This is a genomic window from Patiriisocius marinistellae, from assembly GCF_009014635.1.
GTDB lineage: Bacteria > Bacteroidota > Bacteroidia > Flavobacteriales > Flavobacteriaceae > Patiriisocius > Patiriisocius marinistellae.
The window spans coordinates 132,791-155,963 of sequence record NZ_BKCF01000003.1 but is presented as its reverse complement, the minus strand read 5'-3'; the positions used below and the strand labels follow the sequence as shown (position 1 = coordinate 155,963).

Here is a 23,173-nt window from a genome sequence, read left to right as displayed (position 1 = left end):
ACTAATTTATTAGATAAAATTTTCTTTTGTGTGGTATTTAAACTTTTCATTTAATAGTTGCAGTTTAGGATGAATGTAACGCTCACAAAAAGGCTTTGATGGATTTTTTAAATAATAATTTTGGATATCTTCCCTAGATGCTTTAAAATCTTTAAATTTTAAAACTTCTGTAATAATTGTTTTTGAAAAATGTTTCTGAAATTTTTGAATAGCATTAATTGCTTGCATTTGTTGTATTTCAGAAAAAACATACACAGCAGAAACATAGTTTTCACGCATAGAATGTTGTGATGTGCTTTTATGTGTGTATAGATGAATTTCTATTAAATCTTGTAATGTAATTATTGAATTATCAAATTCCACAATTACAGCCTCCGAAAACTTGTTAGGAGCTTTTAATAGTGCATACCCTTGTAATACATTTGTTACTCCTTTTAAAGATTGAAATACTGCCTCAGTACAACAATGACAGCCACCTCCAAGTGTGATTTTTTCTTTGTTATTATTTAATTTAAATTCTTGCATTACCATAATTAACTTTATTATGACGAATTAAAAATGAAACCTTACATAAGTTTTTAAATATTCTTAAAAAAATGCTAAATTTAACGAATTAACAAAAAAACCGAGAATGAAAAAAAAACTACAACTACTTGGTGTGTTGCTATTTAGCAGTGCTTCATTTTTAGCTCAAGAAAATAGAGATTATGATGGATCTCAAAACAATTTAGACAATCCCGCTTGGGGAGCTGCACAGTCTAATTTTAGAACATTAATGACTGTTGATTATACAGATGGTATTAGCGAGCCAGGTGCTTTAGACAGAGCAAATCCACGTACTGTTAGTAATGCAATAGGAAGTCAAAATACCTTTATACCTAATGAATTAGGACTTAGTGATTTTGTTTGGGGTTGGGGTCAATTTATCGATCATGATATAAATTTAAATGACGATGAGACCACAGAAACACATAATATTCTTGTTCCGCAATGTGACCCTATGTTTGACCCAGCGTGTACGGGAACAAAAGAGATTCGCATGTTTAGATCAATTAGCGATGCAAACACAGGAACATCTGTTATAAATCCACGTAGGCATGTTAATGAAATTACAAGTTATATTGATGGCTCTGGAGTTTATGGAGTTGATGAGAGTGTAGCAAACTGGCTTCGGTCTAATGTAGATGGAAAAATGAAAACGAGTTCTAATGGATTATTACCTTGGAATACTATAGATGGCGAATTTAACAGTGCTATTGATCCATCTGCTCCGTTTATGGTTCTTGATGGAATGCCATTGCCAGAAAGGTTTTTTGTGGGTGGTGATGTTCGAGTAAATGAACAACCAGGATTGATGTGTTTTCATACATTGATGGTTAGAGAACATAATAGATTAGCCGATGAAATAAAAGTTGAGAATCCAAACTGGAACGATGAGCAAATATTTCAACGTGCCAGAAAAATTGTAGGTGCCTTAATTCAAGCAGTGACTTATGAAGAGTTTTTAACAAACATAGGTGTTACAATGTCTCCTTATAATGGATACGATAATACTGTCCAACCTGATATTGTTAACACATTTTCTGCTGCTGGATATCGTTTTGGCCATACAATGGTAAATGGTCGTTTAGTAAGATTTGAAGAAAATGGCGATGATTGGAATTTTGGCGCAATTGATTTAAGAAATGGATTTTTTAAACCTACAATTTTATTAGAAGAAGGTGGTCTTGAACCCTTTTTTAGAGGTTTTGCAGCCCAGAAGCATCAACTTGTAGATCCTTTGATTATGAATGATATACGTAATTTCCTTTTTGGCCCTCCAGGTTCTGGAGGTCTAGATTTATTAGCTATCAATATTGCTCGAGCAAGAGAGCGTGGCGTTGCAGATTATAATACAATTAGGGGTGATTTATCTTTAACTCCACATACTGGTTTTGAAGATTTAACATCAGATGCTTCTTTGCAACAAACACTAGAAGGAGTTTATACCACGATAGATAATGTTGACCCTTGGATTGGTTTTATGAGTGAGGACCATATATCAAACAGTATTATGGGAGAAGGTATGAATACACTCTTAAAGTTTCAATTTGAATCATTAAGAGATGGTGACCGTTATTATTATGAAAATGACCCTGCTTTTTCTGCAGATGAAATTTCAGAAATAAAAAACACTAAGTTGTCTCAAATTATTTTGAGAAATACAGAAATCGAAACATTACAAGAAAATGTTTTTATAGCAGTACCAAGAGAACAATTATCTGTAGAATTATTTCCTTTTTCTGGTGTTCAAAATATTAATATTAAAGCCTATCCTAATCCAGTACAAAAATATTTTAATATTCAAATTGAAGCTAGGAGACCCTCAATGGCTACATTAACTATTTATGATGTAAATGGCGTTATTGTTCAACAAAAACAAATTGCAATTATGCGTGGAAAAACTGAGCATAAATTTGAGTTGAGTGACGCGCTTGCAAATGGACTTTATGTAATAGCATTAGATAGTGATGCTGGCAAAGGACAACTCAAAATTATAAAAGGTAAATAATTGAAAATTATTTGCTATAAATGCTGTAATAAAACAATTACAGCATTTTTTTATTTAATAGGAATACAGCTTAGTTTATGAGAAATTTCTTAGAAATAAAAAGTTGTCTGCTCATTCAATAAGTTTATTTTTACAAAAAATGAAAAATATGCTCAAAAAAATTATGATAGTTTGCGCGGTTGTTTTTACAACAATAGCAATAGGACAAGAAAACGAAATTAAGATAGAGGAAGTACGTAAAGGGAATCGTATCATGCTATATGCATTAAATGAAAATTTTGTTGACCTCGAAGCTACAATTACTGTCGAAGGTTCTGGTTTTCGCCAGAGTGCTAGAAAACCAAGGGCAATTAGGGTTCCTAAATTAACTAAGGTTCATGTTATTAATTTGATGGTTAATAAGGGAGAAACACCTAATTATACTACTAATATAATTGTATCTGATAGTATTTCTAGACGCTCGCTCAGAAAAGAATCGACAGCAATACGTATTGATCCATTGAACCCAATTGATTTATATATAGCAGAAAATTGTGTGGGTTGTGATAGTATTGTAGCAAAATTAGAACGCAGTCCTTATAAGTATAGAAGTACAATACTTAGTGAGGACGAAGAGATTAAAAGACAAATAGCAATGGCTAATACAAGGCTAGACACTGTTGTCACGCCATTATTTAATGTAAAAGGAGGTCTTGTTTCAGACATCGAAACATTTGAGGAGCTAATGGAAAAATTAAATGGAGCAGAAAAAGCTAAGGAAAATAAATAAGTTGTAATACTTTATTAATTATAAATGCCCCTATCAATAAAGACAGGGGCATTTTAATTTTAAATACTTTAAATTTTATACATTATTCATCATCTTCTGGAGGTGGAAAACCATGAATATTCTCAAACACCTCATCAAAATTACTTCTTAAATAACTGCGTAGCTTTAAACGGTAGTCATTTTTTAACCATGTTAAAAAATTATGTGTGCTTTTGCTAATACATTTTGAATAACGCATGATTCTAAAATCAATATCGTCACCCAATTGTTTTGCTAGTTCAAGTGCGTCATAAACATCTTCACTATTTTCAACACAAATATATGCGTGTTGCTCAATAGAACGTTCTAAAATGACTTTTGATGTTTCCCCTGCTCTAACAGACTCTGTATATGCCTTTTTAATATCAAAAGAAACATTTTCTGACTTTGCAAATTGAACCCTTAAGTCCTCAGGCATATCGTAAGAAAAATGACTCTCTAGCTCTTCATCATCAAGTAAATTTTCTAAATAGTAATTTGGAGATCTGAAAATCTTTTGCCAATCAAGGTCTGCTCCCCAAGGCCCAAAACGATGAAAGTTATTTCCAAGATCAATAATATCAAACGTTGATTTATTCTTGAAAATTCTTGAACCACGACCAATCATTTGATAATACAAAGTCAAAGATTTTGTGGCTCTATTTAAAATAATAGACTCAACAGATGGTTCATCAAATCCAGTTGTCAAAATACTAACCGAAGTTAAAATAGCATCTGGTGTTTCATGAAACCATTGTAATATATTTTTTCGTTGTTTCTTACTAGCCGTATTATCTAAATGCATAATAGGATAACCAGCATAAGAAAAAGCATCATAAACGTGCAATGACGTATTAATACCATTATTAAAAATTAGCGTCTTTTTTCCTTTACTACGTTCCTCATAAGCTTGCATTAACTTAGTAAGCATATCGTTTGTAGTATATAAATCTTCAGATGATTTTACAGTATAATCACCATTAGCACCTACCTCTAAAGAGGTTAACCCCACATTATAATTATACGTATTTCCACTTGCCAAAAACTCATTTTCAATCAAAGCATCAATCGTCTCACCAGTAATAAGCTCATCATAATTTTCATTCATTGGTAATTTGATATTCGAACTTAAAGGGGTTGCGGTAACTCCTAATAAAAACGAATTTTCAAAAAACTTAAATAATTTTGTGAACGAATTGTAATGTGCCTCATCCACTATAACTAATCCCACATCACTAATATCAAGCTTGTCATCCTGCAAACGATTGTTAAGTGTTTCAACCATTGCTACATAACACACATACTCATCTTGATCATCAAGATTTGCAGTACTATTAATCACTTTATTGTGAACACCAAACTCCGTCAACATATTACTCGTCTGCTTACAAAGCTCAACCCTGTGGGTCATAATGAGTACTTTCTTTTTATGATTTGTTAGGTATTGACGAACAATCTCAGAAAATATAACAGTTTTACCTCCACCAGTAGGGAGTTGATATAGTAAGCGATAATTTTCTTTCGCCTCATCAAAGGCAGAAAAAATCTTATTGATAGCCCCTTTTTGGTAACTATACAGTTTTTTACCTTCTTTAGTTTCGTCTAGGAAATCTTCGTGTGTAAGTTTCAATGTAATTTCAGTTTTAGCAAGTTGCAAAAATACGCTCTTTTGTAGGGTTTTCAATGCGCTATTTAGATAATTTTATTTTTTTCTTCTGAAATTTTAAGCAAATCTCACAAAAAGATGTTTAATGAAACATAATTGATTTAATTCTTCATATTTCCGAAGATTTTACTTTTATTTTTACACCTAATGAAAGCAATCTCACATCACTATTTTGCATTATACAAACCAGATGGGTATTTAAGCCAGTTTTTGACAAATGACCGGCATGCAAAGAGGAAGAAATTTTTAGGCTCTCTGCATAATTTTCCTAATGGTACTATGGCAGTTGGCAGACTAGACGAGCCTAGTGAAGGTTTGTTATTATTAACAACAAATGGAAAATACAGTACTCACATAAATAAAAGCGGAATTGAAAAAGAGTACTATGCACAAGTAGATGGCGTAATCACTAGTGCGGCAATTGATCATCTAAAAAAAGGGGTTACAATTACAGTAAAAGATGAACCATATATTACTAAAAAGGCGATGGTCGAGAAAATTGAAACGCCACTTCTCCCCGCTCGCAATAAAAAAATAAGAGACGACCGCCACGGACCCACAAGTTGGGTTTCCATCACTATAACCGAAGGTAAATTTAGACAAATACGAAAAATGACTTCAGCCGTTGGGTTTCCCACGTTGCGATTAGTTCGTTACCGCATAGGAAAATTTACAATTCATGGAATGGACAAAGGGGATGTCAAAGTGATTAACGTAAAATTTGAAAAGTGATTAATTTTTATAAACAACAATAGTAGCCTTTCTGCCCGTCAATAAATTCCATTCATTTTTTGAAATGAGGGTTCCTTTATCATCATATACATGTAATTCTGCTGTGTTTGGACCACTATCACCTTGATTGAGTGCTTGAAAATCAATTACATTTTCACCAGGCTCAAGCGTTAAATCAAAACCTCTAAAAGTGCCGTCAAGTGAAATATCACTCTGTACAATATCATCATTGACATATACTCTTATCCTATCTCCATCCACACTTTGATGGTCACGGTACACTACATTTACATACGATGTTCCTGTATCTATTTGACCTAGTACTTGGTCTCTGTCATACTCATCTGTAGCTGGTTTATCTTTTTGAAAAGCTTTAGGAGTCATATCTGTCTTAGTACTTAAAAAACCATCATCAGTAGTAATATCAATAGGTTTTGGGTCATCTTTACCTAGTGGGTTGTTATCCATATTTGCATCAAAACGATATTCTTTATTGCTCAATCCCGGCACTTTTGTAGCTGGTAACTCGAGTCCCGTAGGTTGCGGAACGGCTGTGTCAACCTGTTCAAACTGTACAGAGTTTGAACTTGGATTATCAAACTGAGCAATTACACCATAAGTAGCAAAGAGAATAGATAATGACAAAATTAACTTCATAAATAAGGGGGGTATTTCTTTATATCTGCAGAGCAAAAATTGCTCCAAAAATACATTTTACTCTTTTATTAATTTAATAGACGATGAATATCCGCCTTTTGTTTCAATTAAAGCAAAATATATACCTGATGTTAATGAATCTAGATTTTCAATAACAATTGTGCTGTTATCACTTTTATAATTTTTTGAAATCTTACGACCTTGGATATCAAATAACGTTACTTCAAAATCAACAATTTCAGAAGCCAAAATTGTTATCTGACTTGTAAAAGGATTAGGCAAAGCCGAAATATTAAATGTATTATTAATGTCAACAATGTTTAAAATTTCTTCTTCATAATCTATAATATAAAAATCATCAAAATAAAACCCATCACCTGGAATACTTTGATTTGATTCCATTTTAAATCTAAAATGAACATTACTTTCACCATTAAATTGGGTTAGATTGTAATTTTTCATATTCCAAGATTCGTTTGCTGTAAATGTTGCGAGTGGTTCCCAGCTTGTACCTCCATTAATTGAGGTTTCTAAGGTTGTAAAATCTCCAGAATCTAATGCAAACTTTGTCATAAAACTCAATAGTGGACCAGTGGTTGTTGAAAAATCGAAAGATTGATTTAGCTCAAAATAATTTAAAGTCTCATTCATTTGATTTCCTCCGGCCGAATCTGTAAAGCAAGTATTCCCACTATAAGAATCATCATTTGTAACACCCCACTGCAAGTTATTGCCAGATGCTGTCCAGTTACTTGAGCCATTTTCGGCAGTATCAGTAAATAAATTCGTTCTCTCTCCAATAAATATAGGAATTGTAATCGATTCGTTACGAACCCCATCTTGAAATGGAATAATTTCAACGTTAAAAAATTGTCTATCAAACTCTGGGGAAATTTCTATTAAAAATGGTGTTGCAGTATTATCTATTCGTTCTCTTGCGTTAATAGTACCATAGTCAACACTGGTTTGAGAAGAAATTAATTGACTATCAATCGATAATTGTACAGTTACATTACCGTTAGTGTTTTCTAATCCTATATTTTTTAACTCAACAATCAATCCCATTGTTTCACCTGGTATTGCATTATTTAATTGTGTGTGACTTTGAACATCTAAGTATGCGCCAGAGATGTAAGATTGGTACATCATAGGCCGTATGTTTTCCCCAACTAGGTCAAAGATAGTGCTTGGCATGGGCCAAAAACCAGAGCCATCAATTTCTGGAGTCCAACCATAAATACCTTCACTATGTAAATAATCTCGTGTAGTCCCACAAGATGTATAGTTTAAAATTTGAAATGTAACTCCATAACTATAATCATTTTCATCTAAAAAAGCTGATGCCCATTCTGAGTAAATTTCAAAATCTGGTGGAGAGGTATCATAACCATATGGCATTAAATATGTTCCAGCGGTAGAATGTGTTGAAAATGCTGTTTTGGGTTGAATTTGAGTTAATAAATTTGAAATGGCTTGAGTTTCTAATTCTGAAAATGGACCATCTCCCCTATATATTCCTGAGCAAGGATCACCACTTGAACAGTTTGAATTGTTATTATAACCAAAACCGTAGTTTCTATTTAAATCAACTCCTACACAACCACCTGTATTTTCGTTTCTATTTTTTCTCCAAAGTCCACCACCATTGGGATCTGTTGTTTCATTGAAAATGTAGCCATCTGGATTTACTACTGGTACAAAATAAAGTTCCCTATTGTTTACTAAATATTGTACTTGTAAATCTGAATCATAATTTTCTAACAAGTAAAACATATAATTAATTGTGGTTGCCATTGAGAGTGGTTCCCTAGCATGGTGAAGTGCATCAAAATAAGCAGAAGGCTCTGGCTCGTCAATTTCTGGGTTGTCTGAGATTTTTACCATCCAAATATCTCTTCCTTCAACTGTAGTACCTATACTTGTTTTTGCTGTGATGAGATTAGGGAAATCTGTCTTCATCTCATCAAGCTTTGTTACAATCTCGTCAAAGGTGTAAAAGCCTCCCATACTCCCTAAATCAAATCCGGCTGCAACGTTAGTATTTCTTGTTATTGTTCTATTAGCGTCTTCTGTTCTTTGTTGTAAATAATTTGTTTTATAATTAGGTATTGTTATAGTGTGCTGAATGCCTAATATAATAAGTTGTTGTAGTTCGGTTTCAGAAACTAGTATTTTTATTTTATTAGATTGGTCAATATTAAGATGATCTACAACAAAACCTTCATTGGCTAATTGGGCAATATCCTCAGGGTTTTCTATTTGAATTTCAGAATATATTTGCTGTGCGTTAATTTGCAGTCCTATTAATAAAATAAGGATGCCTCCAATATGGCTAAATGATTTCATAAATTTTTTCTTTTTCCAATAGTAAAGATATGATTTTATAAATTTTAAAACTTTTTTTAAATTCTTTGTAACTTTTATTGATGTTCTTACGTATTAGTAATTGTAGCCCTTTTATGGGTTTCATTAAATTGCATTTCTTTGACAACGCCCCTATCTAATTATTTCTTTTTGAACTATATTTTTATAGATTAAACAAATGCTCCTTTTAATAGGTTTATTAATTGGAATGTTTTTTTATGTGTTGACAAATCAAAAAAAATGCTTTTTGAATGTGTGCTTTACTTTAATAGTTTCGGTAATTAAAGTAATTTGAAATAAGATTTTGAAATTTGCGTTTAGTTTCAGTTATATGAGCAATTTAAAAATAGCATTGATATCACAGCTATTTTAATTGACAGTAACAAGTAGTAAACCCTTAAAATTTCAGAAGATATTTTTAAAGACATTTTCAAAAAATTTAAAAATCCGGAAGTAGTATTAAATTTAAATAAAAGAGAAACACTATGAGACAACTCAAGATTACCAAGCAGGTTACAAACAGAGAAACAAAATCTTTGAACAGCTACTTACAAGATGTAAGTAAGATTGATATGATAACCGCGGAGGAAGAGGTTGAGTTAGCACAAAGAATTCGTGAAGGTGATCAACGAGCACTTGATAAGTTGACTAAAGCGAATTTACGTTTTGTGATATCTGTAGCAAAGCAATATCAAAATCAAGGTTTAACGCTTAGTGACTTGATTAATGAAGGAAATGTAGGGCTTGTAAAAGCTGCACAACGTTTTGATGAAACGAGAGGTTTTAAATTTATCTCTTATGCTGTATGGTGGATTAGACAATCTATCTTGCAAGCAATTGCTGAGCAATCACGTGTGGTACGTTTACCTTTAAACAAGATTGGTGATATTAATAAAATACGTAAAGCATCTATTCATTTAGAGCAAGTACACCAGCGTGTACCTAGTGCTAGCGAAATTGCTAAGGAACTGGATATGACTGTGAGCAGTGTAAAACAATCATTGAAAAACTCTTCTAGAAGTTTATCTATGGATGCACCGTTCCAAGAAGGTGAAAATGATAATAACTTATACGATGTAATTAGTAGTGGTGAAACTCCTAATCCTGATAAAGCGTTAATCCATGAATCTTTAAAGATTGAGATTGACAGAGCACTTGATACGCTTGCGCCTAGAGAGGCAGATGTGGTAAAGTTAAACTTTGGCTTAAGCGGACAACCTGCGATGACGTTACAAGAAATAGGTGATACTTTTGAGTTGAGCCGAGAGCGTGTGCGTCAAATTCGTGAAAAGGCGATTAGACGTTTACGTCAAGAATCTAAGAGCCATATCTTAAAAAAGTATTTAGGATAGATTCTTCAGAAATATTAAATTTTAAAATGCAGATGAATTTTTCATCTGCATTTTTTTTTAGGATTTTGTTAAAACAATTCTAGCAACCTTACCCGTATATTTGAACAAAATAACAATCAATGCAAGATACTACTACAGAAGTAAAAGAAACCACAAAAGAAGTTGCTAAGGCCTTTAATGTTGATGATGCAATTTCTGGATTATGGGAAAAATTAGGAGGATGGCTCGATGCTCTTATTTTAAAACTACCCAATTTTGTTATTGCCGTATTAGTGATTGTACTTTTCTATTTTATAGCAAAAGGGCTACAAAAATTAATAAAGCGTGTTCTTCTTAGGAGAGTTAAAGAGGAATCTGTTAAGCAAATGATAGGTCAAATTGTTTTTGCCGTAACCCTATTAATTGGTTTTTTTGTTGCTCTAGGGGTTATGGAGCTAGACAAGGTACTAACCTCAGTATTGGCTGGTGCAGGTGTTGTGGGTCTTGCAATAGGACTTGCTCTTCAAGGAACATTAAGTAATACTGTATCTGGTTTTATTCTTTCATTTTTACCTAAAATAAGTATAGGTGATTGGATTGAAACTAATGGAGAGAAAGGTTTTGTTACAGAAATCAATTTGCGCAATGTAACTGTTAAGAGACCAGATAATGAATTTACTATTATCCCTAACTCTACTTTTATTGATAATCCATTTACTAACTACTCAATATCTCCTCGTTCTCGCACTATTGTTTCTTGTGGGGTTGGCTATGAAAGTGATTTACAAATGGTTGAAGATTTAACAGTAAAAACTATAGGTGAGGCATTTAAACAAAGGGATGGTGAGGAAGTTGAATTCTTTTTTCAAGAATTTGGTGATAGTTCTATAAATTTTGTAGTCCGTTTTTGGGCAGATTGTGTTAATGGCAAACAAGGACATCAAAATATGCATAAAGCAATTAAGGCTATAAAGAAAGCATTTGATGCAAATGATGTTAATATCCCATTCCCAATACGTACGCTGGATTTTGGAAAAAATAATTTAACAATTCACAATCAAAACAACGGTGCTTCTTAATCTTAATATGATATCAACTTAACAAACAAAAAACATGAAAAATATACTTAGAGCAATTATTGCCGCATGGGGCGCAAAAAAAATAGGAGGCGGTCGCTGCGGTTGCGTAGGAACTGTTATTGTATTTATTATACTTTTTATTATTCTAGGCTGGTTAGGCCTTAGTTAAAAATAAAAATTAATTACAACTTATTGATATAAAGCCACTCATGAAATTGAGTGGCTTTTTTATTAAGGTATGTTTAACAAAACAATAGCAACCCTTTAAGGAATATTATTTACTAATGGAAGTTATATAATGATAAACCATTAAAAACTTAGTACAATGAAAAAATTATTTGCAGTATCCCTATTTTCAGTTGCAATATTGACCTCATGTGTTTCTAAAAAGAAATACGTAGAACTTGAAGGTCAATATAATGACACTAGATCAACCCTAGCTAAAACACAGTTAGAAAAAGAAGAATTAGAAGCTAAAGTCACTAGCATTGAGCAACGTGTTGCAGACTATAATTCAAAAATCCAATCTTTATCATCATCAAATACAACTTTAAAAGAGTTGAGTGATTCGCGCTATCAAAAATATGATAATGTAGTGTTGAGTAATAAAGATAAAGCACAAATGAAAGCTGCACTTGCAAATGTTGACCAGAATCAACTAGCAAATGCAAAAACACTTCAAGATTCAATGAATTTAATTGTATCGTATAATTTGAAGAAAAATCTTTCAAATGAGTTCATGACTGAAAACCAAGATGATATTCAAGTTAGCATTGATGAGACAGTTGTGATGATAACCATATCAGATAAAATGCTATTTAATTCTGGAAGCTATAGAGTAAACCCTAAAGCAAATGATCTTTTAAAAAGATTAGCAGATGTAATTAATAGTGAACCTGCGATGGAAGTTATGGTTGAAGGACATACTGATGCGCAAACAGTGAAAGCTGGAGCTGCAGTTAAAGATAATTGGCATTTAAGTGTTGAACGTTCAACAGCTGTTATTAGAAAATTGCAAGAAGATTTTAATGTAGCACCAGAAAAATTAATTGCTGCAGGAAGAAGTAGTTACAGCCCATTGACTGAAAATGACACTAAAGAAGGTCGTGCCACTAATAGAAGGACAAGAATTGTAATACTTCCTAATCTAGATAAATTTCTGGCTCTACTTTCTGCCAATTAATTGAAAGTAAATAACTATGATGAAAAGCAGCTTCCATGAAGCTGCTTTTTTTTATACACTTTAACGAATAAATTGAGCGTTTTGTCTGTTTTAAATATCAATGTTATATATTTGATAAACCCTATAATGTTAATAATCACCAACAAACAACTATATTGAAAATAGCTGAAAGTAAATATTTTTCAAATGTTAAAAAGATAATAACCATCAACGAAGGTGATTTTTATGTTTTTGATGATTATGTTGTTGGAGAAATTAAACAAGGAGTTGTTTTTAATTGGGATTGTGCAGAAGAAGTGATAGAAGAGGTATACAATTATTTTGGAAATAAAAATATAAAAGTTTCTTACGTTTCAAATAGAATACATTCCTATTCTTTATATCCTCAAGATTGGTTAAAATTTTTTAATGGTAGTAATACTTTAAATTGCATATCAGTTGTTACCAATGAACGTATAGGTTTAAGTAATTTAATTTTGGAAAAATTATTTATAAAAACTAAAGTTCAAAAATTTACATCTTTAGATAATGCGATAGCTTGGGCTAAACAACAAACTATAAAAGAAAAAAATAAATTAATAGCATAATTTATTTTGATGGCGGTGTTGTAGGTCTCACTTCAATCTTACTTGGCAATGTGCGAGGGTGCATTCTAAGTAAATCAACAACAAGTTCACCTATATCTTCAATTTGTATTTTCCAATCACCTTTATCACTCGGCTCATTACCATTAAAATGTGTAGAAACACTTCCTGGCATAATGGTACTCACTTTTATTCCATATTGTCTTAAATCTAACATGGCAGCTTGAGTAAATCCTGTCACACCAAATTTACTTGCATTGTAAGCCGTTCCTCCAGCAAAAAAGTTTGTTCCCGCTAAACTTGAAATCGATATATAATATCCTTTAGTTTTTTTAATAGATGCTATTGTTGACTTTAAAGTAAAAAACGCACCAGAAAGATTAGTTTCAATAACTTCATTCCATTGTTCAACAGATAGTTCTTCAATATTGCCAAAATGACCTAAACCGGCATTAGCTATAACAACATCAATCTCACCCAGTTCTTTAATCGCTTTATTAACAGCGTCTTCCTGCTCATGGAAACTACGCACATCTGCTTTCAATCCTAATACTTTTGAACCATGAATTGCAAATTTTTCTAATTTTTTAGCGGCAGCATCTGCACTTTTAGTACTTCGGCTTGTAATAGCTACATGCATTCCATTTCCTAATAATTTTTGAGCAATACCAAAACCTATTCCTTTACTACCACCTGTAATAAATGCTACCTTATTTTTCAAATTACTCATATATTTTTAATTAAATTAATAGTTTAGGTTATACATCAAAGCTACGAATACATAAGTCTGTTTTCTATTAATGGATTCTTAAATTATGAATTGTTATTTTTACTGCTGAAATTTGCTGCGCCCTGTCTATGATTACATATTTTAAATTTTTGCTCCTACCCTATTTATTACTGTTTAATTTTAATAACGTTAAACAGCAAGACTCTCTTGTTGACATGAAAATCTATGGAGAAGAATTTGATTACGAAATAAGATACGCTACGTCAAATAATTTTATTGGAGAAGTTTTATACGATTGTCCTAAGTGTCTACTTCAACCCGAAGTTGCCCAGGCAATATTTGATGCTAATCAATTTTTTTGTAAAAAAGGGTATAAAATTAAATTTTACGATTGTTATCGACCACTTGATGTACAAAAATTTATGTGGTCAAAAGTTCCACGCCCAACGTATGTTGCAAATCCCTACGGAAAAGGTAGTATCCATAATAAAGGAGCTGCAGTGGATTTAACACTAGTAACTTTAGATGGTTGTTATGTAGAAATGGGTAGTGATTACGATTTTTTTGGCCGTGCCTCTCATATCGATAACTATAATTTCAGCAAAGAAATTTTAGCTAACCGAAAATTATTACAAGAAGGCTTACTTAAAGTAGGGTTTAAAACTGTACGTACAGAATGGTGGCATTTTAGCTTTAAACAAAGCTGGCGTTTTAAAACAATGAATGATAAATTACCTTGTGATTAATTACAATCAATAATTAAATATTTTGAAAACCATTATTAATATAAGCTATCTTAACTTTAATAGAACCATATCACTTCTTAATATATTGTAACTCTTTAAGTGTTATATTATTATTAAAACTCATTTTAAAATTTATTGTATTTTTCTATAACTAATTAAATTTTTATTTCATCTAATGTTGTCATTACCTCCCAAGCCATTTTTTCGTAGGCTTTCATAAAATCAGGCAAATCTCCAGAAGATAGTAATAAAGTATCTTCATTTTTAAAGTGAATATTTATCTCCCAGTCAGGTATATCCATAATCACTGTAGGATGCCCTAAATTTTTAAAATCATTTATCACTTTTTTTGGAAGGCTATCCATAAGTTTTTTTGTTTCCAAATGTGCAGTCGAATTCATTGTCTTTAGTTCATTAGAACTAGTGTAATAAAATAATTGACTCTCGTTGAGTTTATATTTTCTAGTAAAGAAATAATCTTCCGCTGGATTTCTTTTAAATTCCATATAATCTATTTCTTTAAACATATTTGATGCTTTTATAGGAGTGGTTGATATTTTATTTTCAGTTATATCGCTTCTATCATTTTTTGAAATACACGATGATAGCAATAATATGATAATATAGATTGATTTCATTTTTAATAGCTAAAGATTAAACTTCTGTCATTTCTCATAATTCCCCACTGCCATTTATAAAAATTATTCATTTTGTCATTCGCTTCAAATGGATTTCTTGTTGAAACACCTACTTGATTCACATAATCCATAATATTATCTGTAAAGCCTTTATAAAAAACAAAAGGGGAACTAACCGTAATTCTAGAAGAACTTTGTTGAAAGGTATGAGTAAGGGAGAATGAATGGGCTCCTTCATGCAGCACTGTTCTTTTTGATTGAAGCGCTGTTCCAAAAATAATATATGCATTCCCCCAATTTATACCCGTAATGATTCCAGCTGTATTAGTATTATAATTTGCAGAACAACTTCCTTGAACCATTGTACCTGCTGTTTGTGCAGTAATAGTTGTATAAAATAAATAGGTTCTTTTATTAGCGTTAGTGTCAATTCCAGAGCCATTGGGCGCATGGTCTCCAAACTTTTCATATAATGCTATTAAGTCATTTTTGAATGCACTTGCATTACCTCGACCGATATTTGAAGTAGAATTGATATAATTAGTTTTAAAATTTATTACATCAACATCACTACTAGGAAGAGTGTTTATATTAAACTGAGTATCTACCCTAACTTCTGCTCTTATCAAAGCTTGATTAAATGACTGTTTTTTAAAGAGATATTGATAATCATTTCTTAAACTTGCAGAGGTACTTCCTGTTATTACATTTACGGCAACAATTTCAGCTTTTGGTATTACATTATTTTTATACACCATTAATTTCCCAACTTCTTCTTCCTGTCTCGCTAACTTAGCAATTACTTTTATTTCAGTATGACTTGTTAACGGGGCATTTATAGATTTAATATTTACCTGGGCAGTTGCCAGATAAAAATCTCTCGTATCGCTTCCTCCTAGACTTTTAGTTTGTTTAGTTCCAATAAGTGTATGTAGGTCAATTTGATTAGGAGTAATAGTTAGATTAGGATTATCAGATACAAATATAAGTTTAGTTGCATCGCTAGATAGCGCATCAATTTCCTCAATTTCAAGATCAAGAGTTACACCGCTACTGTGCATGTTTGAACCATGTGCAAATTGAGTTGTTGTAGTGTGTGGAAAAATTGATAACCAAGCTGGGTAATAATCTTTACCATAAGGTCTTATGGGATTAACAACGTTAGTAATTCTGTATTCAGTTTTTAATGCAGTAGGATTTGTACAAAGAGCAGTTGGACTACCAATTGCTACTCCGTTATTATCGTTTGTTACTGTTTTAATTGGATAAATATACTCATCCCGCAACCAGTCAAAGCCATATTTTCCTTGATAGCTATCTGGTCTTCTAAAATGAACTAAAAACCTTTTAAGTGGTGGTACTCTAACAACAGGAACATTCATACTCATTCTAGTTCTTGGATGACCTATTATTAATACTTTTCCTCCCATAACTAATTTTCCTGTAAAATTGCTTTTAATGGTACTCTAACTATATCTGCTGTAATTTTAACTTTCAGCATATCTTCTTTTAATTTAATACCGTTATGCTCATAATCCAGTTTTTGATCATCTAAATCAAACTCAAGTGTTTCACCAATGGCATTGATAGTCTCTACTACCATCATTATTTCTTCACCAACATCAATTTCATTTTTAAATAATTCAACACCTTCCATATCTTCGAGATGATATTTAATTATATTAGGCTCATTTTCAATAGTAGTTGGTATTACACTCTCTGCTTTAATGTCTGTGACCTTCCAATTTCTCTCATGCAGTAATTGACCATCAAGTTTTAAAATAGCTGGAGAAAGAGTGATAAAATTTTTCATTTGTTCATTGTTTGAACTTTCAAATTGATTTTTATCAAAAACGCAATAAGTATCTAAAAGTTCAAAGGTTCTACTTTTGCTGCTACCTCCTAAAAAATTGGGGATCTGAACAATCTTAACATTTTTCATCATGGTTTTTCGTATTGCCCAATCTGTCAAAGTATCACTTTTCCCACTTGGCACAACAATATTGAAAATACCTCCAAACACTTTAGGGAGTGGTCTATTATTTATATCAAACTTTTGATTGTAATGGAAATTACTTTCTAAAATATCAAAAACTTCATTTTCAACGTATAATTTTGACTGAATGCTCATTATTAAAGTTTTCTATAATTTAAAATAAAATGATTAAATTATTTAGTAGTAGAATTGATTTTATCAATCACAATCTATTAAAAACCAATACAATATATGTTAAAAATTTTGTATTCTGAAATCAAGTTTAATAATAAGTATATACCTTAATTGGAAATCCGTATTATCAAAATATTTATAATTTCAGTAAAAAGAAATACCTAAAATTATTATTTATTAAGATTTCAAACCTGTAACAAAGAAGTGTTGCTGTTTGAGACTAATAATGAAAGCTTAAAGCGTGAAAAAAATTACAGACTATGCATTTCTAATACGTGAGTGATTTTTCTATTTAAGTCTAACTCAAAAATAAAAAAGTGCTTTTTTATTCAAGTTAATAATCTTTAAATAATCCTTTTTCTCTTTTTATTAGATAAAATAGCACCATTTTTCTATGGATTAAAAACTTTGTATTAACTGATAATTTATATTTAGCAGAAATTATTCAAATACTGTTAAATTCATTTTCCCCGTATTCTTAGAAACCATTATTTTAAATATATAATCTTAAGTAAGAAGAACAATGTATTTGTAAGAATCTCACTAAATTATTTTCTTTAATTATATTAGTTACTATTATTTTTGTAGTGATAAAATTATTGCAATTTCAGTTTTTAGGTTGCTTTAATTTTGAGTTATTGATACTCTGAGAGTTATTATTTCTATGACAACTAAACAACAAAAAATGACATTAGGAATTTTCCAAAAACAAATTGATAATAATTATTCAACTTAGTTTTATCTGATTTGTATATACTAAACTAATTAGTTGTTTTTGTAATTGCGATTTCCCTTTTCAACAATTTCTCCATTAATTCCATTGATAATGGCAAATTCAATAGTGTTGCCGTTTTTCCCCAACCAATTAACTTCCCAAATTGGTATTTCTTCATCTACAGATCTAAAAATGCCAAATTTATTTGTACTAGTGTCAATATTTTCAACTTTAATCCAATCTGTTATATTTTCAAAAGTAAAAGTGAAAGGCATGTCATAATCGCTTTCAGTTATTGTATTTCCTTTAATATCGTATTCTTTCCAGATTCCTTTTTTAAATTCGTTTGGATACATGAGACCTTTAATTTTGAGTGAACCATCGGGGTAATATTCGGCATATATTTGAGAAACTTCTGGTTTTGGCAATGTTATGTGTTCTACATATCCAGAAGCGGCATCTCCAAATTGATGATACGTATGATCCATCTCTTCATAAACTGCACTACCATTTACTTTATGCTTTTCAAATCTTTCAATATTAAAATTTTCCATTGAATTAAGATGTTTTTTTGCTTCTAATTGTGCTTTACAACTTGCATTAATTACTAGTAAGAGCGCTATAATTTTAATGCTATTTTTCATAGTTTCTTATTCCATATCTACATGCTTATGTAATTGTTCCCATTGCCAAAGCCATGTGTTAATTCTATCTTTACTACCATAAGTAGTTTGATGAGAGTAATCCATAATGTTATATGTCTGACCCTTTTGATATGTATACGTTCCTTTGTTGTCAAATGTGTGAGGCAGACTTATAGCATGTAGAGTTTCATGCATTGTGGTTGAGGTATTATATAATACTACCGCTTCAAAATTAATACTTTTAGCAGCACCACTATAACCCCGATAGCCAGTTACTAATTTTTCGCTACCACTCTAATCAAATAAGAACACTTTGAGTTAACTACTAAAACCTGTATTATACGGATAGCAATAATATTCGATTTCAATATCAAACATGTATTCGCTTCATACACCTATAGATATGAGTTCCCATTACTAGAACATACCTTTTTTATTCTCGTTTCTAAATTCATTTCTATGTTTAAACTACTTTTGTATATATAGAATTTGACAACATACCTTCTTTTTATGCGCTAACTGTTAGTTGCTATATTTTGCGCTATCAGCTACTTTTTTTATTTATTCTGTTTTGAGATTTTGAATTATGGGGTGTACAGCTAATTGAAAGAGATATAATTAAGAAATGAAAATTTAATAAATAGCATGTATCATGTGCCAATCCAAGAGAAAAATGCTAATTCAACTTTATAATTATAACACAAATCTCTAAGTATTTCTAAAAAAAATAAATGCCTTCTTGGTTTATCCTCCTATAAACTCTAATTCTCTTCTTTTAATTTCTTTACCAGTCTTACCGTCTAATGTAATTTCAAGATATTCACTTTTTTTAGTATTGAAATAACTTATGGTCCACACTAACAAACCACAATCTTCGTTTTGATAGATTTCAGTTTTTATCCCTCCGCGATTAGGATAACCTGAGGAAAGTTTAATCTCATTTTTGCTACAATAATCTATAATATTCTCCCAACTATATTCGTAACCTTCGTCGGTATTGATTTCATTTATGAGTAAACCATTTTCATTAAATTCATACCAAGTGCCATATTTAGAACCATTAATAAACATAATACCTTTCTTTCTTACACCATTTTTTTCGTTTTTGTAGTAACTAGTTAAAGATTTAAAATAAGAATTAGTAAAGAAAGTAGATTTACCGTAACCAATATCTGCACTTGTATAAATTAAATGTTCATTTTCTAAAACAACTTCAAAGTTAGAACCTTTTCCATCAAAGATATTTGGGTCAATTGTTTCAAATTCTTTATTGACTTGTGGAATAATCATTTCTTGTTCCATATTTACTTTTTTTTGCGCATTGCAGCCATTAAAAATAATAATTGCTATGTAGATTAAATATTTCATATTAACTATGTTATAGATTTGTTAGCTTTTATCCACTGCCAATAGTATAAACTACAACGTTTATTATTGTTAGGATCATTACTTATGTTATGTGAATAATCTAATAAATTATCTGTTTTTTTAGCCTCATAAGTACATTCTGAATTTGCAGTTATTTCACTATTTGTGAAAGTGTGTGGTAAATCAAACGAATGTAAAAATTCGTGTGAGGCAGTTTGATCATTCGCAGAAGCAAATACTACTACATAATTCGCACCAGCAGCTGAATAACCACTCAAATTACCTGCAGCATGATATCCATTTTCATTAAAATAAAAAGCTTTAAAATAGGTGTCATATTTACTATCTACTGCTTTCAATTGCTCCTTCAAATATTCAACTAGAGCCTGCTTTGGTATTGCTGCAATCGCTGGCACTGCAGGTATTGCTGGTGTTGTTAATGTTGCGGCTACAGCTGGTACAGCAGGTATAGCTGGAACAGCATCTCCTATCGTTTTAATTTTACCGTTCTTAACAAATCTTGAAAAATTAGTATCGGTTGTTAAATCAATATCAACAATCTTTGAGTCTGGATGTAATTCAACATATGCTTGATTTAAATATTTGTTAATTCTAGCTTTTTCATTAGAAGCATTAGATATATTAGGTACACCACTGCCAGTGATATCTGTTTTTATTTGTACGAAAACTACTTTTTTATTTTTGTGATTGCTGGCATCATTACTCCAAACATTTAATTTTCCAGCCAACTTGCGATTATTTGAATCTTCTTGAAAAGCTTTTATAATTATTTCTTGGTCTGTAGTAAATTCATTTTTACATTTAACAGTAACAACCTCCGTTAATGTCTTTTTTCCTGTTTTACCCTTCACATCTATTTTTTTTGGCGTGAAATTAAAATTAGCATTATCATCAAATTCTAAAAAATCCGCTTTTTCAGTAACATCAATTCTAATTTTTATCTTAGCCTCTTTTCCTTTCTTTAAGCTTAACCATTCTGTATAGTGTTTATCTTTAACTTTTTTACCACTACTATCCGTTACCTGTTTCCATGTTACTTCAAAAGGCTTATACATTTCTTTTAAATTTTTAAGTAATGTAGCATCCTTTTTATAATGACCTTTATATGCATTTCCATCATCTTCTAAAGTCGTAAAGGAGCTTTCTTTATATTGCTTGCTAACAATGTCCTCAAATTTATTATCGTTAAATAAACTTGTATCATCCTCACGTACCCAATCAAAACCAAATTCCCCTTTCCAACTATCAATAGGCCTAAAATTAACTAAAACCTTAGGCGGAGGAATCAATTCTAATAGACCACTCTTTTTCTTTATATTATTATGCTCAATTGTAGCAATGAGTTTATCAACTTTGGCTTTTCTATTCTCATCCCAAATTTCTTCAATAAGCAATTCACTAATCTCAACCGTTCCATCATCTGCAATTGACTCAGTAAATGAGAGTTGTTTCTTCCCATTATTAAATTCACTTTTATCTTCTTTTTCAATTGTAATAGAAGCTGTTGAGCCTGCTGGGTTGATAATAGTTGCAACAAGATTAACCTCTTTTTCGTAATCTGTTTTTTTAACAATGTCCATAGTTTCACTATCGAGCCACTCAATTTTCATGATTTGAGTCTCAGGCTCCTTTTCAATGGTAGTTGGCGCTACTTTCTCAGCTTCTAAATCTGTGAGTTTCCAATTTCTTTCATGTAATAATTCGCCATCTAATTTTAAAATTGCTGGTGATAGGGTAATGAAATTTTTCATTGAACTATCATTTACAGCATCAAATTTGTTTTTATCAAAAACACAATAAGTATCTATAAGTTCAAATGTTCTACTCTTACCACTACCACCTAAAAAATTAGGTGTTTGAATAATCTTAGCATTTTTCATCATGTTCTTTTGTATGGCCCAATCAGTCAAAGTATCACTTTTTCCACTTGGTACAACGACATTAAAAATACCTCCAAAAACCTTAGGGAGTGGCCTATTATTTTTATCATATTTTTGACTATACTGGAAATTACTTTCCAGTATTTCAAAAACCTCATCATCAATATATAATTTAGACTGAATGCTCATGTTACTATTTTGTATAAATTTAAGACATAGATATTAAATAGATGCTTTAGTAATTATATTTAAATAATGTTAGCTAATTATTTTAATATACTTTAACTCTGCTTTTGATTGCAACTAAAAGATTACAAATATGTTATACTTGGAATTATTATTATAATAACTTTATAGCTATAAATTGAAGAAATAAATTACTTAATCTTTATTTTCTCTTTCTAATTTATCTAACTCTCTGTCATTAGGGTCTTTTTTTAATTTTAACGGTAAATCTTCTTGTCCTCCATAAAGCTTAATTTCTGTGATATTTCCTGGGAGAATAAATTTAGCTTCAATAAGTGCTTCAATGACTTTTTTAATTACAATACCTCTTAACACGCGGGAGGCTACACGATAGTCTAAAGTGTTTACCCAAAAGAAAACTTTTAAATTAATAGTACTAGCTCCCAATTCCTCTTCTATTACAAAATTTTTATGGTCTTCATCTTGTACAATACCCTCATGGTTATCTAAAATCTGATATATAATATCCTTTACTTTAGAAATATCATCCTCATAACCAATACCTACAACAAAATCATTTCTAAAAAAACCATCTGCAGTGTAATTCTGCACTGGTTTTGTCAACACATCGCTATTGGGAATAAAAATATCACGACCATCGCTTGTCTTAATATGGGTATATCTAAAATTGAGCGCCCTTACCTTTCCAAAATGCGCATCAATCATTATCGTATCATTAATATCAAAAGGTCTATTAAAAGCAAGAATAATACCTGCAAGAAAGTTTTTCCCTATATCCTGGAATGCAAAACCCAACACAATCGCTCCACCCCCTACTGCGGTCAACAAACCTGTTGCAACCCCATCGAGTCCTGCAGCTTTTAAGCCTAGCATTATTGCTATTGAAATTAATGTAAACTTGATTGCTTGAGCAAGAAAACGTGCCATTAATGGGTCACTTGCTTTTTGGAGAATTCGTTTTTTATAAAAATTTGTAATGAGTTGCGCTAATAATATTCCAGCGACGATGATAAAAATTGCTAATGCAATACGTGGCAATGAAGTTAAAAGTTTTTCATAATAATGCTCCAATGAATTCGTAATAGTTTCGGAAGGTTCTTTTGTTTGAAATGATAACATT

At 31.1% G+C, this 23,173-nt stretch carries 22 protein-coding genes; 9 read left to right on the top strand and 13 right to left on the bottom strand.

Going from position 1 to position 23,173, the window contains the following annotated elements:
- Positions 1–9: 9 nt before the first annotated feature.
- The gene (locus GB234_RS09395) at positions 10–525 is read right to left on the bottom strand and encodes a peptide-methionine (S)-S-oxide reductase (RefSeq protein WP_151894303.1); all 516 of its coding nucleotides are present in this window, start codon (positions 523–525) and stop codon (positions 10–12) included.
- 106 nt (positions 526–631) lie between these two features.
- Between GB234_RS09395 and GB234_RS09390 the strand changes: the two genes are divergently transcribed.
- A complete protein-coding gene (locus GB234_RS09390; RefSeq protein WP_151894302.1) occupies positions 632–2,551 on the top strand; it encodes a peroxidase family protein in 1,920 nt (639 codons plus the stop codon).
- A 148-nt stretch (positions 2,552–2,699) separates the two neighbouring features.
- Complete coding sequence (locus GB234_RS09385) at positions 2,700–3,320, top strand: hypothetical protein (protein WP_151894301.1); 621 nt, start codon at positions 2,700–2,702, stop codon at positions 3,318–3,320.
- A gap of 82 nt (positions 3,321–3,402) precedes the next feature.
- On the opposite strand, the gene GB234_RS09380 is transcribed toward GB234_RS09385, so the two are convergent.
- A complete protein-coding gene (locus GB234_RS09380) occupies positions 3,403–4,968 on the bottom strand; it encodes a DEAD/DEAH box helicase (RefSeq protein ID WP_151894495.1) in 1,566 nt (521 codons plus the stop codon).
- Positions 4,969–5,151: 183 nt separating this feature from the next.
- Between GB234_RS09380 and GB234_RS09375 the strand changes: the two genes are divergently transcribed.
- Positions 5,152–5,736: a pseudouridine synthase gene (locus GB234_RS09375; protein WP_151894300.1), complete on the top strand. Its 585-nt coding sequence runs from the start codon at positions 5,152–5,154 to the stop codon at positions 5,734–5,736.
- On the opposite strand, the gene GB234_RS09370 is transcribed toward GB234_RS09375, so the two are convergent.
- Both GB234_RS09370 and GB234_RS09365 read right to left on the bottom strand, forming a co-directional pair.
- On the bottom strand, positions 5,737–6,393 hold the full coding sequence (locus GB234_RS09370; protein WP_151894299.1) for a hypothetical protein: 657 nt from the start codon (positions 6,391–6,393) through the stop codon (positions 5,737–5,739).
- A 57-nt stretch (positions 6,394–6,450) separates the two neighbouring features.
- Positions 6,451–8,739 (bottom strand): M14 family metallopeptidase, encoded by a 2,289-nt coding sequence (locus GB234_RS09365; RefSeq protein ID WP_151894298.1) that lies wholly within the window; start codon positions 8,737–8,739, stop codon positions 6,451–6,453.
- A 503-nt stretch (positions 8,740–9,242) separates the two neighbouring features.
- Here GB234_RS09365 and GB234_RS09360 point away from each other — a divergent pair.
- The 5 genes from GB234_RS09360 (at position 9,243) to GB234_RS09345 (ending at position 12,937) form a co-directional block, all read left to right on the top strand.
- Entirely contained in the window at positions 9,243–10,109 is an 867-nt protein-coding gene (locus tag GB234_RS09360; protein WP_151894297.1) for a sigma-70 family RNA polymerase sigma factor, read from the top strand.
- 119 nt (positions 10,110–10,228) lie between these two features.
- Positions 10,229–11,167 carry a mechanosensitive ion channel family protein gene (locus GB234_RS09355; protein ID WP_151894296.1) on the top strand — a complete coding sequence of 313 codons (939 nt, stop codon included), beginning with the start codon at positions 10,229–10,231 and terminating at the stop codon, positions 11,165–11,167.
- Between the two features lie 34 nt (positions 11,168–11,201).
- Entirely contained in the window at positions 11,202–11,336 is a 135-nt protein-coding gene (locus GB234_RS15270; protein ID WP_262714109.1) for a hypothetical protein, read from the top strand.
- 156 nt (positions 11,337–11,492) lie between these two features.
- On the top strand, positions 11,493–12,350 hold the full coding sequence (locus tag GB234_RS09350) for an OmpA family protein (protein ID WP_151894295.1): 858 nt from the start codon (positions 11,493–11,495) through the stop codon (positions 12,348–12,350).
- Positions 12,351–12,505: 155 nt separating this feature from the next.
- A complete protein-coding gene (locus tag GB234_RS09345; RefSeq protein WP_151894294.1) occupies positions 12,506–12,937 on the top strand; it encodes a hypothetical protein in 432 nt (143 codons plus the stop codon).
- Between the two features lies 1 nt (position 12,938).
- On the opposite strand, the gene GB234_RS09340 is transcribed toward GB234_RS09345, so the two are convergent.
- Complete coding sequence (locus tag GB234_RS09340; RefSeq protein ID WP_151894293.1) at positions 12,939–13,664, bottom strand: SDR family oxidoreductase; 726 nt, start codon at positions 13,662–13,664, stop codon at positions 12,939–12,941.
- A 215-nt stretch (positions 13,665–13,879) separates the two neighbouring features.
- Between GB234_RS09340 and GB234_RS09335 the strand changes: the two genes are divergently transcribed.
- The gene (locus GB234_RS09335; RefSeq protein ID WP_235906102.1) at positions 13,880–14,410 is read left to right on the top strand and encodes a M15 family metallopeptidase; all 531 of its coding nucleotides are present in this window, start codon (positions 13,880–13,882) and stop codon (positions 14,408–14,410) included.
- Positions 14,411–14,565: 155 nt separating this feature from the next.
- On the opposite strand, the gene GB234_RS09330 is transcribed toward GB234_RS09335, so the two are convergent.
- From GB234_RS09330 to GB234_RS09295, 8 genes are all read right to left on the bottom strand, one after another.
- Complete coding sequence (locus tag GB234_RS09330) at positions 14,566–15,048, bottom strand: hypothetical protein (RefSeq protein WP_151894291.1); 483 nt, start codon at positions 15,046–15,048, stop codon at positions 14,566–14,568.
- A 2-nt stretch (positions 15,049–15,050) separates the two neighbouring features.
- The gene (locus GB234_RS15075; protein WP_172966869.1) at positions 15,051–16,478 is read right to left on the bottom strand and encodes a hypothetical protein; all 1,428 of its coding nucleotides are present in this window, start codon (positions 16,476–16,478) and stop codon (positions 15,051–15,053) included.
- Positions 16,479–16,480: 2 nt separating this feature from the next.
- Positions 16,481–17,179 (bottom strand): type VI secretion system tube protein TssD, encoded by a 699-nt coding sequence (tssD, locus tag GB234_RS09320; RefSeq protein WP_151894290.1) that lies wholly within the window; start codon positions 17,177–17,179, stop codon positions 16,481–16,483.
- Between the two features lie 804 nt (positions 17,180–17,983).
- On the bottom strand, positions 17,984–18,577 hold the full coding sequence (locus GB234_RS09315; RefSeq protein WP_151894289.1) for a hypothetical protein: 594 nt from the start codon (positions 18,575–18,577) through the stop codon (positions 17,984–17,986).
- A 6-nt stretch (positions 18,578–18,583) separates the two neighbouring features.
- Positions 18,584–18,772, bottom strand: coding sequence for a hypothetical protein (locus tag GB234_RS09310; protein WP_151894288.1), 189 nt, complete (start codon positions 18,770–18,772; stop codon positions 18,584–18,586).
- Between the two features lie 549 nt (positions 18,773–19,321).
- Positions 19,322–19,945 carry a hypothetical protein gene (locus GB234_RS09305; protein ID WP_151894287.1) on the bottom strand — a complete coding sequence of 208 codons (624 nt, stop codon included), beginning with the start codon at positions 19,943–19,945 and terminating at the stop codon, positions 19,322–19,324.
- A gap of 5 nt (positions 19,946–19,950) precedes the next feature.
- Positions 19,951–22,035: a type VI secretion system tube protein TssD gene (tssD, locus tag GB234_RS09300; RefSeq protein WP_151894286.1), complete on the bottom strand. Its 2,085-nt coding sequence runs from the start codon at positions 22,033–22,035 to the stop codon at positions 19,951–19,953.
- 192 nt (positions 22,036–22,227) lie between these two features.
- Complete coding sequence (locus tag GB234_RS09295) at positions 22,228–23,172, bottom strand: mechanosensitive ion channel family protein (protein WP_151894285.1); 945 nt, start codon at positions 23,170–23,172, stop codon at positions 22,228–22,230.
- Between the last annotated feature and the right edge of the window lies 1 nt (position 23,173).